General features: G+C 64.1%; 10 protein-coding genes. 5 read left to right on the top strand and 5 right to left on the bottom strand.

Annotated elements, in window-relative coordinates:
• Position 1: 1 nt before the first annotated feature.
• A complete protein-coding gene (locus VD811_02575; GenBank protein HXV19860.1) occupies positions 2 to 868 on the top strand; it encodes a serine hydrolase in 867 nt (288 codons plus the stop codon).
• Here VD811_02575 and VD811_02570 read toward each other — a convergent pair.
• The 3 genes from VD811_02570 to ppsA all read right to left on the bottom strand — a co-directional run bounded on the left by VD811_02570 (position 846) and on the right by ppsA (position 7,545).
• Positions 846 to 2,099 (bottom strand): serine hydrolase, encoded by a 1,254-nt coding sequence (locus tag VD811_02570; protein HXV19859.1) that lies wholly within the window; start codon positions 2,097 to 2,099, stop codon positions 846 to 848. The two genes, VD811_02575 and VD811_02570, sit on opposite strands and share 23 nt — an antisense overlap.
• On the bottom strand, positions 2,096 to 5,080 hold the full coding sequence (locus VD811_02565; protein ID HXV19858.1) for a PEP/pyruvate-binding domain-containing protein: 2,985 nt from the start codon (positions 5,078 to 5,080) through the stop codon (positions 2,096 to 2,098). Before VD811_02565 ends, VD811_02570 begins: the two co-directional genes overlap by 4 nt.
• 62 nt (positions 5,081 to 5,142) lie before the next feature.
• Positions 5,143 to 7,545, bottom strand: a complete 2,403-nt coding sequence (gene ppsA / locus VD811_02560) for a phosphoenolpyruvate synthase (GenBank protein ID HXV19857.1) — start codon at positions 7,543 to 7,545, stop codon at positions 5,143 to 5,145.
• A 198-nt stretch (positions 7,546 to 7,743) separates the two neighbouring features.
• On the opposite strand from ppsA, the gene VD811_02555 reads away from it, so the two are divergent.
• Both VD811_02555 and VD811_02550 read left to right on the top strand, forming a co-directional pair.
• On the top strand, positions 7,744 to 8,238 hold the full coding sequence (locus tag VD811_02555; GenBank protein ID HXV19856.1) for a universal stress protein: 495 nt from the start codon (positions 7,744 to 7,746) through the stop codon (positions 8,236 to 8,238).
• Positions 8,239 to 8,455: 217 nt separating this feature from the next.
• Positions 8,456 to 10,252: an ATP-binding protein gene (locus VD811_02550; protein HXV19855.1), complete on the top strand. Its 1,797-nt coding sequence runs from the start codon at positions 8,456 to 8,458 to the stop codon at positions 10,250 to 10,252.
• 32 nt (positions 10,253 to 10,284) lie between these two features.
• Here VD811_02550 and VD811_02545 read toward each other — a convergent pair whose 3' ends face one another.
• Complete coding sequence (locus tag VD811_02545) at positions 10,285 to 13,635, bottom strand: AAA family ATPase (protein HXV19854.1); 3,351 nt, start codon at positions 13,633 to 13,635, stop codon at positions 10,285 to 10,287.
• Positions 13,565 to 14,575, bottom strand: coding sequence for an SPFH domain-containing protein (locus tag VD811_02540; GenBank protein ID HXV19853.1), 1,011 nt, complete (start codon positions 14,573 to 14,575; stop codon positions 13,565 to 13,567). Before VD811_02540 ends, VD811_02545 begins: the two co-directional genes overlap by 71 nt.
• Positions 14,576 to 14,823: 248 nt before the next feature.
• Between VD811_02540 and VD811_02535 the strand changes: the two genes are divergently transcribed.
• Together VD811_02535 and VD811_02530 are read left to right on the top strand one after the other, a co-directional pair.
• A complete protein-coding gene (locus VD811_02535) occupies positions 14,824 to 15,954 on the top strand; it encodes a DUF362 domain-containing protein (protein HXV19852.1) in 1,131 nt (376 codons plus the stop codon).
• Between the two features lie 38 nt (positions 15,955 to 15,992).
• Positions 15,993 to 16,172, top strand: a 180-nt coding sequence (locus tag VD811_02530; protein ID HXV19851.1) for a hypothetical protein, incomplete at its 3' end; no start/stop codon positions are given.

Here is a 16,172-nt window from a genome sequence, read left to right as displayed (position 1 = left end):
GATGCTGCGTATCCTGCTGGTGATTCTGCTCGTTTTCTCGATCCTGCCGGCTCGGGCCCAGGCCCCGCTGCCGCCTCTGGAGGCCTGTGCCGACCAGGTTCTGCAGCAGGGGCTGGAAGATTCTCTGGCAGCCCTCAAGCTGGACCAGGCCGTCCGCAACAAATCCCTCTGCGTAGCGCTGGTCGACATCACCGATCCCGAGTCGCCGCGCCTGGCGTCGGTCAACGGCGACAGGATGATGTATGCCGCCAGCCTGCCGAAAATCGCCATCCTGTTCGGAGCTTTCGACCGGATCGAGAAGGGGGAGCTGACCCTGACCGGCGCCCTCCGGGAGAAGCTGACCCGGATGATCCGCAACTCCTCCAACCAGGCCGCCACCGAAATGCTGAACCTGGTCGGCAAGGACTACCTGGCCCGCCTCCTGGAATCGCCCCGCTACCGCCTCTACGACCCCGAAATGAACGGCGGGCTCTGGGTCGGCAAGGACTACGGCAAGGCCTCCGCCTGGAAACGCGACCCGCTGCACAACCTCTCCCATGGCGCCACCGCCTTCCAGGTCGCCCGGTTTTACTACCTGCTCGAAACCGGTCGCCTGGTTTCCCCCGAAATGAGCCGGGAAATGAAGGAAATTCTCGGCCAGCCGGCCATTCACCACAAGTTCGTCAAGGGGCTCGAGCAGGCCGGGCGTGCTGCGAAGATCTACCGCAAATCCGGGACCTGGCAAAATTTTCACGCCGACAGCGGCATCATCGAACACGACGGGCACCGCTACATCGCCGTCGCCCTGGCCAAAGACCCGGACGGCGGGCAATGGCTCAGCAAGCTCATCGTCTCCCTCGACAATCTCATCTGCCGTCCCCGCGGCTGACCTCGATGAGGCGGTGCACCCGGGTCGCCAGGCTCTGGTGCTCCACCGCCGAATTCTTCCTCAACACGTTCGACATCACCACCACCAGATAATGCAGCCGCCGCTCGCCCGCGGGGTGTTCGACGATCGCCACCGAATTCAACAGGTTCTCGACGTTGCCCTGGTATTTTCGGCAGACGAAGCCCGGCTCCGGCTTGCACCGGTACAACGATCCCGACTTGAAGTAGACTGCCGCCTCGGCCAGCGCCGGACTTGAGGCATAACGGATCCGGCGCTGGGTCATGTAGAGCAGCCGCTTGATTTCGCGGCTGGAGAACTCGTCCACCAGCCTCCCCTGCTCCAGCCGCACCAGATACTCCATCAGCATCCTCGGCGAGGCGCGGCTGCTGGTTCCGGGGACCAGTTGTTTCCCCTTCCAGGTAAAGAAGCCTCCCTGCCGCAGTTGGTCGAGGTCCAGGCCGTTGTGGGAAACGGGATCCTGCAGGCTGCGGGTGAGGAGCGCGGAAAGCTCCCGCTTGCCCGTTTCCCGCCAGAACTTTTCTTCCCTGGTCTTGCCGACCGGATAGTCCCGGCCAAAGTGGTTCAGCAGCAGCAGCTCCTTCAACACCATGCTCGCCGCCGCGTTGGAACTGGCCGAGAGCATCCAGTCGAGACAGGCCCAGAGGCTGGCCCGATCGCCGACCTGCAGGGGCCGGGAGTTGATGCGCTGCTCGGCAGGGTTCCAGAAGGGGACCTTGTGATGATCGGAGAGGATAAAAGCGTCGGCGGTCACCATCGTCTGCCGGAGCACCCGTTCCCGGGCGGCGATGTCATCCGGGTAAAGGTCGGCCAGTGCCTGGAAAACCCCCAGGGCAATGACCAGCTTGCCGACGCTGCCGGGATTGTGGTTGACTTCCCCCCGATGCTCGGCATAGCGGGGCTGGTCCGGGTCGGAAAGGTCGAGCACGGCAATGGCGTAGCGGTCGGCCTCCTCCCCCAGCAGGCGGAGGATCTGGCGGCTGAATTCCGGGTCGCTGGGGGGGAGCGCCAAATCCCGCCGGTCCGTCAGGCGCAGGTCGACTTCCTTCAGGGGGAGCCGCGCCCCCTTGGGCAGGAGCCGCTGCTGCGCGCGGCGGTATCCTTCCAGACGGGAAATGCCGGTGTAATCTTCCCCGTCGACCGGGTAGGACCATGCTGGCCAGGCGGCGAGCAAAAACACCAGAATTCCCAGGAACGCCAGCCGCCGTTTCATGACCCGCCCTCCCGGGGAATTTCTTCCAGATCGACGGTGCGGGCGCCGGCTCCTTCCATCTGCGCGTCGAGCCGCTGCAGATAAAGGCTGCGGCGGGCCCGGGAACTTTCCAGGAAGGGGCGGATCTGGAACAGGACGAAGCGGTTGTCGACAAAACCGAATTCGATGTCCGCCGGCGCCGATTTTCCGCCGGCATCGACCTGGCTCGGGAAACGCCCGGGGAGACTGTCGGCCATCTGTACCAGGGTCCGGATTTCCTCGCTGGATAAAATGCTCTCCACCCCGCTGGCGGGGACCTTGCCGACGCCGCCCCCGGGACGCAGAACCCGTTTGAGCGGTTCGGCAGCCTGGGCCAGCAGACGGACCCGGCCGCTGCGCCGGTCGATCAGGAGTTCCTCGGCCCGCTGCCCCTCTACGGCGCCGCCCACCCCCTCGTTCACCGCCACGGTCACCCAGTCCCGATTCCCCGTCTCGATGTCGGCAGTGACCATGACCCCCGACTTTTCCGCCGGAACGCTTCGCATCAGCAGAACCGATACGTAGACCTGCTCGGGCTGCTCCATATGTCCCTGACGCCAGGCGTAGGCCCGCTCGGTGAAGGGGGAGGCCCACACCTGGAGGATGGCCCGCAGGACGTTTTCGAAGCCGACCACGTGCGGCACGGTCAGATTCAGGCCGGCTCCGGAGAACCCCGGCAGGTCTTCCACGTTGGTGTCGCTGCGGACGAAAACGCCGTAGCTCCCCTCCGGCCCGAAGGTTCGGGCCATGGCCGCCCGCAGGTTGCCGGTGAATTTCCGGCCCGGATCGCTGGTGATGATCCACTCCCGCAGACTATGGAGAAAACCCGTCTCCCCCAAGGCTCGAGCCCGGGGGTCCTCGATCCGCCGGAGCGCCGCGTATTGCTCCTGCATCCACTGGAACGCTGTCGGGCCGCCGGGCTCGATGGGCTGCTCCAGATGCTGGCGGAAAAGCCCGAAGGGGATGGCCAGGCCCTCGGTCACCAGGTCGGGGTAGAGGCTTTTCAGCTCGCCGAGATTGGCCGCCTTGGGCCCGACGATCCGCCCCGAAGCGGCCGCCCGGAGGTCCCGCAGCGGGAGAAAATCGCGGGTGGCCAGATCGAGCTTTGCCAGGTCGGGATGGATGAGCAGATCGGCGGAGGCTTGTTCACCCTGAAAGATTTGATCCCAGCGGCGGCCGTCTTCGGCCAGTTCGACCACCCCGGCGGGGCTGGCCGCCAGGACCACCGGCTGCCCCTCCCGGGACCTCAGCTTCGCCGCCAGCTGGTGCTCGACGGCGACATTGGGAATCCCCAGGTTGCGGGCCAGCAGTTGCACGTGGGAGAGGGCATTGCCTCTCCCCTCGGTCAGCATGCCCGCCAGCGGGGGAAGCTCGGCCAGGGTTTCCGGCAGCAGGTAGATCGCCTCCCGCTCCCACCCGGCCTCCGGGCGATAGAAGCGCAGTGTGCCGCGGGCCAGCCCGGGGTTGAGGGCGCGCAGCCCGCTGCTCACCGGGGAACCGAACACCTGGTGACGGATGCCGACCAGCCTGCCGGCATCCAGCCTCAGGCTGTCGAGCACGCTGATCAGGCAGACCAGAGGGCTGCCCCGGAGCCGGTCGGGGATATACCGCTCGAACAGCGGATCGAGGGTGGCCAGATGGTCGATCGACTGCTGGAAGTGAAAATGCAGGGTATTCTCTGCCCATTCGGAGATTCGTGCCAGATAATCGAGTTCGGCCTTATAGGTGCCGGCCGCCAGCGGGGCGGCTTCAAGCTGGCGGAAACTCTCCCCCAGCGCGTCGAGCTCCCGCCGGGAAATCAGGCCCATCCCGTAAATGACCCGGGAACTGCCCTGCAGCCAGTCCAGGCGCCCCCGGCGGTCGGTCTCGGCCAGGCGGTCGAGCCACTGGTTGCCGAGCTGGAAGGCTTCCTGCTCGAGATCGAGGCTGAGATCCAGCAGCTCCAGCATCCGCGTGGCGCTGCCGGGCCGGGAAAAGGTCTGGCGAATTTCGAACATTGCCGCGGCGACCGTGGCAAAACGGCGGACCGGGTCCAGCTCCACCGCCAGCAAAGCCGCAGCCTGTTTGAGCGACCGGGCCAGACCGGCGTCTCTACTCCGGGAAGCCGCCTGGTGCAACCCCTCCACGATATTCCGGGAGGTGTAGACCTCGTCGATGACCGCGGCCAGATTATAGTACTCCCCGGCCAGAGCGGGCTTCCCCTTGCCGGCGGCATAAGTCCGGACGCGGCCGGCGTCCCCCGAATCGGGACGGACATGGAGTTTGACCCGCAATGGGGTGAAATTCGGATCCTTGTCCTCGATGGTCCGGGCCAATTGACGCATCTCTATGAGGGGGACTCCCCGACGACCGTGCGGAAGCAGGCGCACAGCCTCCCGCATCACCAGGAAATTTTCGTTGTGCATGCGGCGGTCGGTCAACAGATCCAGAAGCAGCGCCCGCCCGTAAGCATTTTCATTTTCGGTCTGGAGAGCCCCCGGGTAATAACGGGCCTGACGATAGATCCAGCCGTCGTCGGCTTCGATGAGAAACTGCTCGAGAAGCATCTGCTTGAGGGTCGGCAGCCAATCGGAGTCTTTCCTGAAAGAGGCCGGATCGACAGCGGCAAGCACATTGGCGATCCGGTACCCGTGGGAGCGCAGCAGCTTGACCCGATCGCTCCATTCGCCGTGCTGTACCCCCCCGCCGTGATCCTGGCAGGCGTAGGGTTGGGGGGGGAAAATGGTGCCATCCTTACAGAACCAGCGGAGGCGCTGGAAAGGGCCCCGTGGGGCCTCTTTCATCTGGGCGATCCACTGACGCAGAATCTCGGGAGGGGGCAGGGATTCGGGATGGGCGGAGGGCGTCCCGGCCGGAGCGGCCGAGGCGTGACTCAGGGTCGGCAGGCTTTTCCCGAAAACCCTTGCCGTACACCCGAGGCAGAGCAGAAACGCCATGAAAGCTGAAAGCAGAATCCGGGTCATAGGCAATCGGCCTGAAGAGCGGCCTGCGGATTGCAGACAATTGAATTTTATCACATTTTCGTTCAGAGACCGGTCTTTGCCGCCAGCTTCTTCTCTACCTCCAGGATCCGCAGGGTGGTCGGCAGGACCGTGTCGGGATTGAGGGAGATGCTGTCGATGCCGCACTCGACGAGAAATTCGGCGAACTCGGGATAATCGCTGGGCGCCTGGCCGCAGATGCCGATCTTGCGCCCGGCCTGCTTCACCCGGGCGATGCCATCGGCGACCATGCGCTTCACCGCGGTGTTGCGCTCGTCGTAGAGATGGGCGACGATCTCCGAATCCCGGTCGAGGCCGAGAATGAGCTGGGTGAGGTCGTTGGAGCCGATGGAGAAGCCGTCGAAAATTTCCGCGAACTCCTCGGCAAGGATGACGTTGGACGGGATCTCGCACATGACGTAGACCTCGAGGCCGTCCCTGCCCCGCTTGAGCCCTGCCTCCGCCATCACCGCCAGCACCTTCTTTCCCTCCTCCACCGTGCGGCAGAAGGGGATCATCAGCTTGACGTTGGTCAGCCCCATCTCCTCACGCACCTGGCGCATCGCGGCGCATTCGAGCAGGAACCCCTCCCGGTAGCGCTCGTCGTAGTAGCGGGAGGCGCCGCGGAAACCGATCATCGGGTTGGCCTCGGCCGGTTCGAAGGCCGACCCGCCGAGCAGGCCTGCGTACTCGTTGGTCTTGAAGTCACTCATCCGCACGATCACGTCGCGGGGAAAGAAGGCGGCGGCGATGGTCGCCACCCCCCGGGCCAGCCGGTCGACGAAGAACGCGCCGCCGTCCGCATAACCGGCGGTCAGCTCGGCCAGACGCCGCCGCACCGTGTTCTCCTCGACCCGCTCCGGATGCAGCAGGGCGAGCGGATGCGCCTGGATGGCGGTGTTGATGATGAACTCGAGACGGGCGAGACCGACCCCGTCGTTGGGGATGCGGGAGAGGGCAAAGGCCTGCCCCGGGTCGCCGAGGTTCATCATGATGGCGGTGCGGGGCCGCGCCAGTTCGGCGAGATCGGTTCTCTCCACCGCGTACTCGAGACGCCCGCGGTAGACGAGACCCGACTCTCCCTGCGCGCAGGAGACGGTCACTTCGCCGCCGTCCGGAATTTTCTCCGTCCCGTCGCCGGTGCCGATGACGCAGGGGATCCCCAACTCGCGGCTGACGATGGCGGCATGGCAGGTGCGGCCGCCGCGGTTGGTGACGATGGCGGCCGCCTTCTTCATCACCGGCTCCCAGTCCGGGTCGGTCATGCCGGTGACCAGGACGCACCCCTTCTCGAAGCGTTCGATCTGGTGCGCGTCCCTGATCACCATGGCGCGTCCGGCGCCGATCTTGCTGCCGACGCTCTTGCCGCGGGCCAGAACCTCCCCCTCCCCTTGCAGCCGGTAGCTCTCCAGCGTGCTCTTTTGCCGCAGCGACTGGACGGTCTCCGGCCGCGCCTGGAGAATGTAGAGCTCGCCGGTCTCGCCGTCGCGCCCCCACTCGATGTCCATCGGCCGGCCGTAGTGGTCCTCGATGGTGCAGGCGAGGCGCGCCAGTTCGAGAACCTCTGCATCCGCCAGACAGAAGCGCCGCCGGTCCTCGGCGGCAACCTCCACCTCCCGGGTGGTTCCTTTGCCCCCCTCCTCGGTGTAGACGATCTTCTTCTCCTTGCTCCCCAGGTTCTTGCCGATAATCGGCCGGCACCCTTTCTTGAGGGTCGGTTTGAAGACGTAGTATTCGTCGGGATTGACCGCCCCGCGCACCACGTTTTCGCCGAGCCCCCAGGCGGCGTTGATCAGCACCACGTCGGGAAAACCCGATTCGGTGTCGATGGTGAACAGCACCCCGGCACATCCCTTGTCGGCGCGCACCATCTTCTGCACACCGACCGAAAGGGCCACCTCGAAATGGCCGAACCCCTGATCGTGACGGTAGGAGATGGCCCGGTTGGTGAAGAGCGAAGCGAAGCAGCGCCGAACTGCCTCGAGCAGCTCCTCCTCGCCGCGGATATTCAGGTAGCTCTCCTGCTGGCCGGCAAAGGAGGCCTCCGGCAGATCTTCGGCGGTGGCGCTGGAGCGCACCGCCACGTCACACTCCTCCCCGTACTTTGCCTCAAGCTGTCGATAGGCCTGGCGGATCGCCTCCTCCAGAGCGTCGGGAAGCGGGGCGGAGCGCAGCAATCGGCGCGCCCGGCGGCCGATGGCGGATAGATTGTCCATCGTCTCCGTGTCGAGCTTGCCGAGCAGCTCCCGCAACTTCGGCTCAAGCCCGGCCGCTGCGATGAAGAAACGGTAGGCATCGGCAGTCACCGCGAAGCCATCGGGGATTCTCACCCCCGCGGGCGAGAGGCTGCGGACCATCTCCCCCAGCGAGGCGTTCTTGCCGCCCACCCGGAGGACATCCTTCATGCCGATCTGGTCGAACCACAGGATGAGATCTTTGCGCGCCATGGCATTGCCTCCGCAAGGGATTTTAGAACAGCTTAACAGAAGGAGGCGGCGCTTCAATCTTTCCGGCCGAGCCTCCCTGCGGCGGCGCAAAAGACGGTCCATTGCGCCAAACTGTCGTCTTTTCCGCGCGTTGCAATGCCGGAGTGCAATGCTATACTGGGTTCATAAAGAGGTTCAAATCCCGCGGGGAGGCAAACGATGACACACAAAATTCTGGTGGCGGTTGACGGTTCGGGGGCTTCGGAACGGGCACTGGAGTACGCGGCGAAGATGGCCCGCGACCTCGGCGATGCCCAACTGACGATTTTCCACGTCGGGGAACCGATCCCCGTCAACGTCATGGAGTACGACAAACTGCCGGGCAAGGGCGAGTGGGACGAAAAGCTGGAAAAGCACCGCAAGGATGTCGAAAAATACGAGAAAAAGGAAGCGCAGGCCGATGCGGAGATGTTCCGCTATCTCAAGCACCGGGCCGAGCAGCAGGGGCTGAAGCCCGAGCAGGTCGACACCCGGTTTTCCGCCGACGTGCAGAACATCCCCACCGAGATCATCCTGGCAGCCGAAAAGGGCGGCTACGAGGCGATCTGCCTGGGCCGGCAGGGGCGCTCCTCGGTCAAGGAGTTCTTCATCGGCAGCGTCTCCGAGCGGGTCGTACGCCACGCCCGGGGGTGTGCGGTATGGGTCGTGGAATAGAGTCCTGCACGGCTCGCCGGCAAAAACGGGATGGGGAGACCCCTCCCGTTTTTTTGTCTTTCCCGGCGGAAATCGGGATTTTCGGGTAACATTTCCAAAGTGCTCATTGCGGGAAATTCTCCTCCCGGTTTAGAATTTGCTTTACCTGGCGGGCAGAGCCTTCCCGTGCTTTTCTGCCTTTCGCCAGACATGCCGCTCCCCACGAAGAAGGCAAGCCATGAGCAAGTGGGACTTTCACCCGGACCGAGCCCTCGACATCCTGGAGAGAATCTCCGATGCCTTCTTCAGCCTCGACCGGAAGGGTCGCTTCACCTACGTCAACAGCCAGGCAGAACGCCTCCTGCGGCGTTGCCGTGCGGAACTGATCGGCAGACATATCTGGACCGAGTACCCCGACGCGATCGGGACAATCTTCCACACCGAGTACGAGAAGTCCCTGGCGGAGGGAACGGCGAAGGTGTTCGAAGGCTTCTACGCCCCCTTCGACTCCTGGTTCGAGGTCCGCGTCCACCCTGCCACCGACGGGCTGGCCGTCTTCTTCATCGACATCACTCAGCGCAGAGCCGTCCAGCAGGCACTGCAGGAGCGAGAGGAGGACCTGAACCGTGCCCAGGCCGTGGCAAAAACCGGCAGCTGGCGATTGAATGTTGGGCGAAACGAATTGCTCTGGTCCGACGAAAACTACCGGATATTCGGAATCCCCAAGGATACGCCCTTGACGTATGAGACGTTTCTCGCGGCCGTTCACCCGGATGACCGGGATTTCGTGGACCGGTCGTGGCGGGCAGCCCGGCGCGGGGAGCCGTGCGAGATCGAGCACCGGATCGTCGTCGGCAGCGAAGTGAAGTGGGTTCGCGAAAGGGCCGAGCTGGAGTTCGATCGGCAGGAGATGCTGATCGGTGGGTTCGGTACGGTCCAGGACATCACCGACCGCAAGCGGGCGGAGGAACATATCCGGAGCGCGGCATTGTTTCCCGAGCAGAACCCGTTCCCTGTTCTGCGGGTGGCTCAGGACGGGACCCTGTTGTTCGCCAATAGCTCGGCCAGGGCGCTGCTTGAGCAGTGGGAATGCCAGCTTGGCAGGCAAGTGCCGGTAGAGGTGAAGCAAGCGCTGGAAACGGCGCTGGAAAACGCTGTCCGCCAGGAGTTGAGGATCTGCTGCGATGGGCGCCAGCTGTCATTCACGCTCGTTCCGATAGTCGAGAACAACTACGTCAATTTTTACGGGCACGACATCACCGAGCGCGAGCGAGTGCAGGCGGAACTCCTGGGCGCCAAGGAGGCCGCCGAAAAGGCGAACCGGGTGAAAAGCCAGTTCCTTGCCAACATGAGCCACGAAATCCGCACGCCGATGAGTGGCGTCATGGGGATGCTCGAGCTGGTCCTCGACACCAATCTCACGGCCGTGCAGCGCCGCTATCTGGAAATAGCCAGGGATGCTGCTGAATCCCTGCTGCAGGTCATCAACGACATCCTCGATTTTTCCCGCATCGAAGCGAAGAAGCTCGTCTTCGCGAACGAACCCTTCAGCCTGCGCGAGTGCCTCAGCGGCACCGTCGATCTGCTCTCCCTGAAGGCCCGGCAGAAAGGACTCGAGTTGAAGCTCGACATCGATCCAGAAGGGCCGGAAATAGTCGTCGGCGACCCTGACCGGCTGCGCCAGGTGTTGTTCAACCTCATCGGCAACGCCATCAAGTTCACCGAGAAGGGCGAGATATCGGTCCACGTCCGCTCTTGCCCGCAGCAGACCGGCGACGACCGGCACCGGCTCCTCTTTTCGGTGCGCGACACCGGAATCGGCATCTCCGCCGAGGGACAACGGCGCCTGTTCCAGGCCTTCAGCCAGGTGGATGATTCTCATACCCGCCGGTTCAAGGGAACCGGCCTCGGCCTGGCCATCTGCAAGGAGATCGTGGCCCGCATGGGAGGAGAAATCCGGGTCGAGAGCGAGGAGGGAAGCGGCAGCCTGTTTACCTTCACGGTCCAGTTGGGGCGCCACTCCGACCGGACCTGACGCCGGTGGCCGTTGCCGCACCCTGGTTTACCTCAGCGCACGTCCTCCTGCCGCTGGACGGCTTTCGGCGACAGCCGGAAAAGGTCTTCCATGCTTCCGTAGACCGCCCCACCGTTTTCCACGCACAGACAGATCGCTTCGATCCGGCGGCGGATTTCCTCCTCCGCCTGGCTGCGCAGCTCCGCCTCCCGCCGTTCGAGCTCCCCCTTCTTCGCCGAAGCCGACAGCCCTTCAGGCAGATCCGCCTTGCGGTCGAGATCCAGACGGAGCCGCAGATATTCGCCCAGCCGCCGCTGCTGCAGGTCGTCGAAGAAAAAGACCTCGGGGACCAGCGCCGAAAAGCTGCGAACGCCCCGGATATCCCGCCCCTCCAGCCTGTAGGCTTCCAGCAGCTCGGGCTCGAGGTCCTGATAGTTCTGCATCGGCATGTACATGCGGGGCAGATACTGCAGGACCTTTTCCGCCTTCTTGCGATGGCCGCCGATGATCACCGAGGCGCCGACCTCGCCGCGCTGCGCCCCCTTGATCCAGGGCGCCCCGGTAATGCCGAAATCGTTGAGGACCGGCAGACAGAGCAGCACCGACAGGGTGTTGATGGCCAGGGCAAATCCGGCCGATGGTCCACCGACGCTGTAGGAGGCGGAAAGCAGCTGATGGTGCAGCGAGTAGCCCTCGAGGAACTCGCCGAGGATACGCGGCACGTTGCGCGAGGGGCAGAGGGACTGCAGGTAGTTCTCCACCAGGGTCAGCGCTTCGCGGGCGCTCTGGTGGGTCATCTGCACGGCCAGGTCGAGCTCCGCCGCGCCGGGGGCGGCGGAGGAGACGGCGCCGGTCACCACGATCTTCTCGGGAAACATCCGGTAGACCAGGGAGGAGGCGATCGGCAGCAGCACCCCGCTGGTGTCGTTGGCGCCCACCCCCACGACGAAGCCGACCTGCGGCTCGCGGGAGAGCTCGGTCTCGAGAAACTCGTCGAGCTGCTGTTTCCCCTTGCGCATCGGACTGCCGGCCATCTGCTGGCGGGCGCTGTGCAGATGCCAGCGGGTTACCGGGTAGAGGCCGAGGTCGCGCACCCGGGCGAGGCGGGCAGCGGCCTCATCGAGGCAGCTCAAGAGCCCTTCCTCGCCGTGCCGCGCCTTGAGCGCCAGGCTCGGTTCACCACCGCCCCCTTCGAGCAGCCCCACCAGGGTTTTGTAATTGAAGCGGACGAAGCGGGCCCGCTCCTCCGCCGACTGCTGCACCGCCTCCATCAGCTTGGCCAGCACCTCCATTTCGGTGGTGCGCAGGCTGCGCACCTTTTCGGCGAAGGCGGTGAAATCGGCGGGGGTTTCGCAAAGCACCCGGGCGACCCGCACCATCTCCTCGAAGCTCAACCCCTCATCCAGAGGGATGTCGTGCAGCTCCTTGCGCATGATGCGCAGGGCGTCATCGTCCCGCATGTGGCCGGTGACGTTGAGTACCTTGAGGCGTTTGGAACGAATCAGGGCCGGATCGAGGATATCGAGACGGTTGGTGGTCAGCACGGTAAAGACGCGGGAGAGCGGAGACTCGCCGTCGATGATCGAGAGAAACTTGTTGGTCACCTTGTCGTAGGGGCTTCCTCCCTGTTGCGAACGGCGCGGCGCCACGGCGTCTCCCTCGTCGAAGAAAACCATGGACGGAGAAATCATTTTGGCGATGTCGTAGACCCGCTCCAGATTGGCGACCATCCCTTCGATCGGCTGCATCGGGTCGGTCAGGTCATTGAGATTGACCACGAGGTCGGCGACTTCCCGGTTGTCCCCCAGCCAGGCCCGCACCATGTAGGTCTTGCCCGAGCCGGGCGGACCGGTCAGCACTACCCCCTTCTCATCGCTGACATGGTAGTAGAGGGCGTTGTTGGCCATTTCGGAGAACTCGTTCTTGATGCCGCCGATGTAATCCTCCCAATGGATGGAGCGATCCATGTGCCCCGCCACTTTCTTGTAGAGGGAACCGTGGACGTTGCGGGCCACCGCCTTGAGAGCATCCCGGACCAGGTACTGATCGTCGAGGCACGCCGCGGAGAACTCCTCCCTGAGGGCAAGAATGGAATCGATCAGGCGACGGACGTAGGCCGGCGTGATGCGCAGGCTGCGTTCCCGGAATATGGGGTAGAGCTTCTGCACCGTCTCGGCCAGAACCGTTTCGGGCAGCACCCGGCTGCCGGCTTCCCCGGCGGCTGGACCGAAGGAGAAGTTCTTGCGTTGCAGCTCCATGCGCACCACCTCGCGCAGGTTTTCCGGCTCATCCCACATCTCGCCGATGTCGATGACCAGCCCCCGTTCGACGAAGCGCCGGTAGATGGCGGCATCGAACTGCTCGGGCTGGTCGGTCGTGGCAATCAGCAGACAGTCGCGGCGCCCGTAGGCGATCTCGTCAAGAATGATGTTGGCTGCATCGACGAGCGTCGCCTGCTGCCCCTTGACGGTGCTCATCTGATCGGCCCGGCCCAGCGCCGAGTGCGCCTCCTCAAGATGACGGATGGAAGTGCGCCGCGGATCCCCCATCGCCTTGCGCAGGTAGTTGCCGGGCTCGCCGGCCCAGGCGGTCTGATAGTCGTTGGGAGTGATCATGGCGTAATCGACCCAGACCCCCTCCTCCTCCAATGAGGAAAGGGCGTGGCTGATCCGCTCGCGGAATAGGTACTTGATCAGCGGCAGGCGCGAGATGAACCGCAGCCGCTCGACCTTGCGGCGGCGTTCGATACGCACGGCCAGCTCCGGGTCGACGTCTTCGAGGGTGCGCCAGAATGGCTGGTCGGCGAGCATTTCGTCGCGCTTGGCCTGCAGATCGACCACCGGCCGCACCTCGGAGGCGAAGATCGCCTCCTCGATCGCCTGCTTGACGGTGGCGCTCTTGCCGCTGCCGCTGCTGCCGATGACCAGCACCAGCGGCGCCCGCGGCACGTTCGGGTCCTCGGTGTACTCCTTGAGGATATGGGCACGATAGATTCTACGGAAAATGTCAAGGAAGGCCGGCGGGGCGAAGATGTCGGCGGTCTGTCGCTCCAGCAGGTAGGTCAGGTACTGATAGTCGTGCCAGTCGAGTTCGCGGTCGAGAATCCGGTTCCAGGCCGCCGAGGCGCTCGGCGACCCGGCGACCTCGAAGCGCCGCCGCCAGTCGTTGAGCAGTTCCGGGTCGCGCAGGATCTGGAAGCTGCGCTCGGCCGGCTTGAGCAATCGGCGCAGCCAGCCGCGCAGCAGCTCGAAGGGAGAGCGGGAGGGGTTGTACTGGCGAAGCCGGCGCAGGACGAAGAGGCGGGTTTCAAAGCTCCACCCCGCGGCCAGCGACTCAATCTGCCTGATCCGCTTTTCCGAGAGTCTGACGTAGATTGGGCTTCTGGTCTTGCGGGGATTTGCCATTTTCCGCTGCAGCATCCTTTCTCACCCCCGCCGGCGGTGCCGGCAGGGTGACGGAGGGCGAACCGAGAGTGTTATTGAGTACGAAAGTGTTCTGCCCCTGCTGGTTCTTCTCGTAGGCGGTGGCCCATTTCTGCTGGTTGAGAAATTCAAAGAGAAACCGGTCGTGGTCCGCCTGCAGCCCCAGGGCGTTGCGAAAGTCGCGGATCGACTCGCTGTAGGCGGTGTAAAGCTTGCGGGTGCGGCTCGCCTCCTGGTCGGCGGCATAGTTCTCCGCCTCGGCGATCAGCTCGCGCCGCTTCTTCTCTTCGCTCGCCTCGGCCAGCTTCTCGCCGAAGCGGGTATCGCGCAGGACGAAGGAGACGACTTCGATGCCGTACTTCTGCTCCAGGGTCGGCCCCCCCTCGTTGATCGGCCGGTCCTTGAGATCCCGGAAGATGACTTCCTTGATCCGCTCGCGGTCGGAGACCAGCTCGTCGACCGAGCGCCCCTGCATGATGTCCTTGACGATGCCGTCGTAGTCGTTCTGCAGCAGGTTCTGCGGCGCCTTGTTCTCGATCCCCCAGCGCTGCAGGTCACGGATGCGGAAGGTCAGCATGGCGCTGGTCCAGAGGGCGACGTTCCCCTGCGTCATGATGCGCTGAGCCTCGGCCGTTCCGCCGAGGTAGAGCTCCTGGTTCATCAGCGGCACTTCCAGCTCGATCCGGGTGAAGAACGGCAGCCGGGCATGCCAGCCGACATCCGCCACCACCCGCCGGTCGCCGGAGAGGTCCTCCATGATCACCGCATAGTTGCGGCGGACCTTGTAGATGGTCTTGGTGGCATAGACCAGCGCCACGACATTGTAGAGCAGGGCTCCGGCCAGCACCAGGAGGAACCCCCTCTTCAGCAGCGTCTTGACCCTGGCCCGCTGCAACAGGCGAAAGCGTTGTTCCGGCTCCACGCGCTACCTCCTTTATTTTTTAGAATTATAACACCATTTTACAAACTTTTTTATTTTTCCGTTATAAATCAGTTGAATATCTATCGCAACCTGAAAATTCGTTCTGCTGCCAATACCATTTCTTGTTATTGTAAAACATTGTTTACCGAGCCCAAATTGCTTCCATAACCAGCCTGTGCTAACGTTTTGCGGTGCGGTCCCGGGAATGCGGTCCGCACCCGCCCGCAGCCGAAACGAAGGAGGAGACCATGACCAGCACCGTTTATCTCGCCGACCTGCGCGCCGGCAATCGGGAGAATCTCCACACCAAGCTGGTGCGCCTGCTCGAAGCGGCGGGGATCGAGCAAATCGTCGGCCGCGGCGACCTTGCCGCCATCAAGGTCCATTTCGGCGAGAAGGGGGGACACGCCTACATCCGCCCCACCTTTCTGCGGCGCATCGTCGACAAGGTCAAAACCGCCGGCGGCAAACCGTTCCTCACCGACTCCTGCACCCTCTATCCCGGCGAGCGCAAAGAAGCCGTCTCGGCGCTGACCTGCGGCATTGAGAACGGCTTCGCCTTTGCCGTGGCCGGAGCGCCGCTGATCATGTGCGACGGCCTGCGCGGCCACGCCGCCAAACGCGTCGAAGTCGCCGGAGAAATTCTGGAAACGGTCGATATCGCCCTCGGCATCCTCGAAGCCGACGTCCTGATCACCGTCTCCCATTTCAAGTGCCACGAGCTGACCGGCTTCGGCGGAGCGCTGAAGAACCTGGGCATGGGCTGCTCGAGCCGCGAGGGGAAAATGGAGCAGCACTCGAGCGTCGCCCCAGTGGTGGCGGAAAAGTTCTGCACCGCCTGCGCAGCCTGCTTCAAGGCCTGCGCCCACGGCGCGATCACTTTTTTCGAGGGCAAGGCCCGCATCGCCGCCGAGAAATGCACCGGCTGCGGCCGCTGCATCACCGTCTGCGAAGAGACGGCGATCAAGATCCAGTGGAACGAGGCGCCGGCGCTGGTGATGAAGAAGATGGCCGAGTACGCCATGGGTGCGCTGCACGGCAAAGCGGGCAAAGCCCTCTTCGTCAACTTCGTCACCCAGGTCTCCCCCGCCTGCGATTGCTACGGCCACTCCGACGCGCCGATCGTGCCCGACCTCGGAATCCTCGCCTCTCTCGATCCCGTCGCCCTCGACCAGGCCTGCGCCGACCTCGTCAACCAGGCCAGCGGCTTTGCCGGCACCGCCCTGGCGAGCGGCTATGAGGCGGGCGGCGACAAGTTTCGCGGCGTTCATCCCGACATCGACTGGGAGACGACTCTCACCCACGCCGAAAAGCTCGGCATGGGGAGCCGCCGGTACGAACTGGTGAAACTGGAGCCGCAGAATCCTAAGGGGTGGTGAGGGGATTACCCAGAGCTAACCATGAGGAGGGAGATATTTTGAAGCCAGGAAAGCTAAAACGGGACCTTGCGCTATTCTCCGCGGTATCGGCATTTGTCGCCTTCACCTGGATGCCAGGTGTCCATGCGCAAGAGGCCACCTACGCCGATCTCGAACCTGTTTTGCGGGCCCGTTGCGTCATGTGCCATTCCGGGCCCGGAGCTCCGCTGGGTCTGCAC

This window comes from Desulfuromonadales bacterium (assembly GCA_035620395.1).
GTDB lineage: Bacteria > Desulfobacterota > Desulfuromonadia > Desulfuromonadales > DASPGW01 > DASPGW01.
This window is presented reverse-complemented; position numbering and strand designations above follow the sequence as displayed.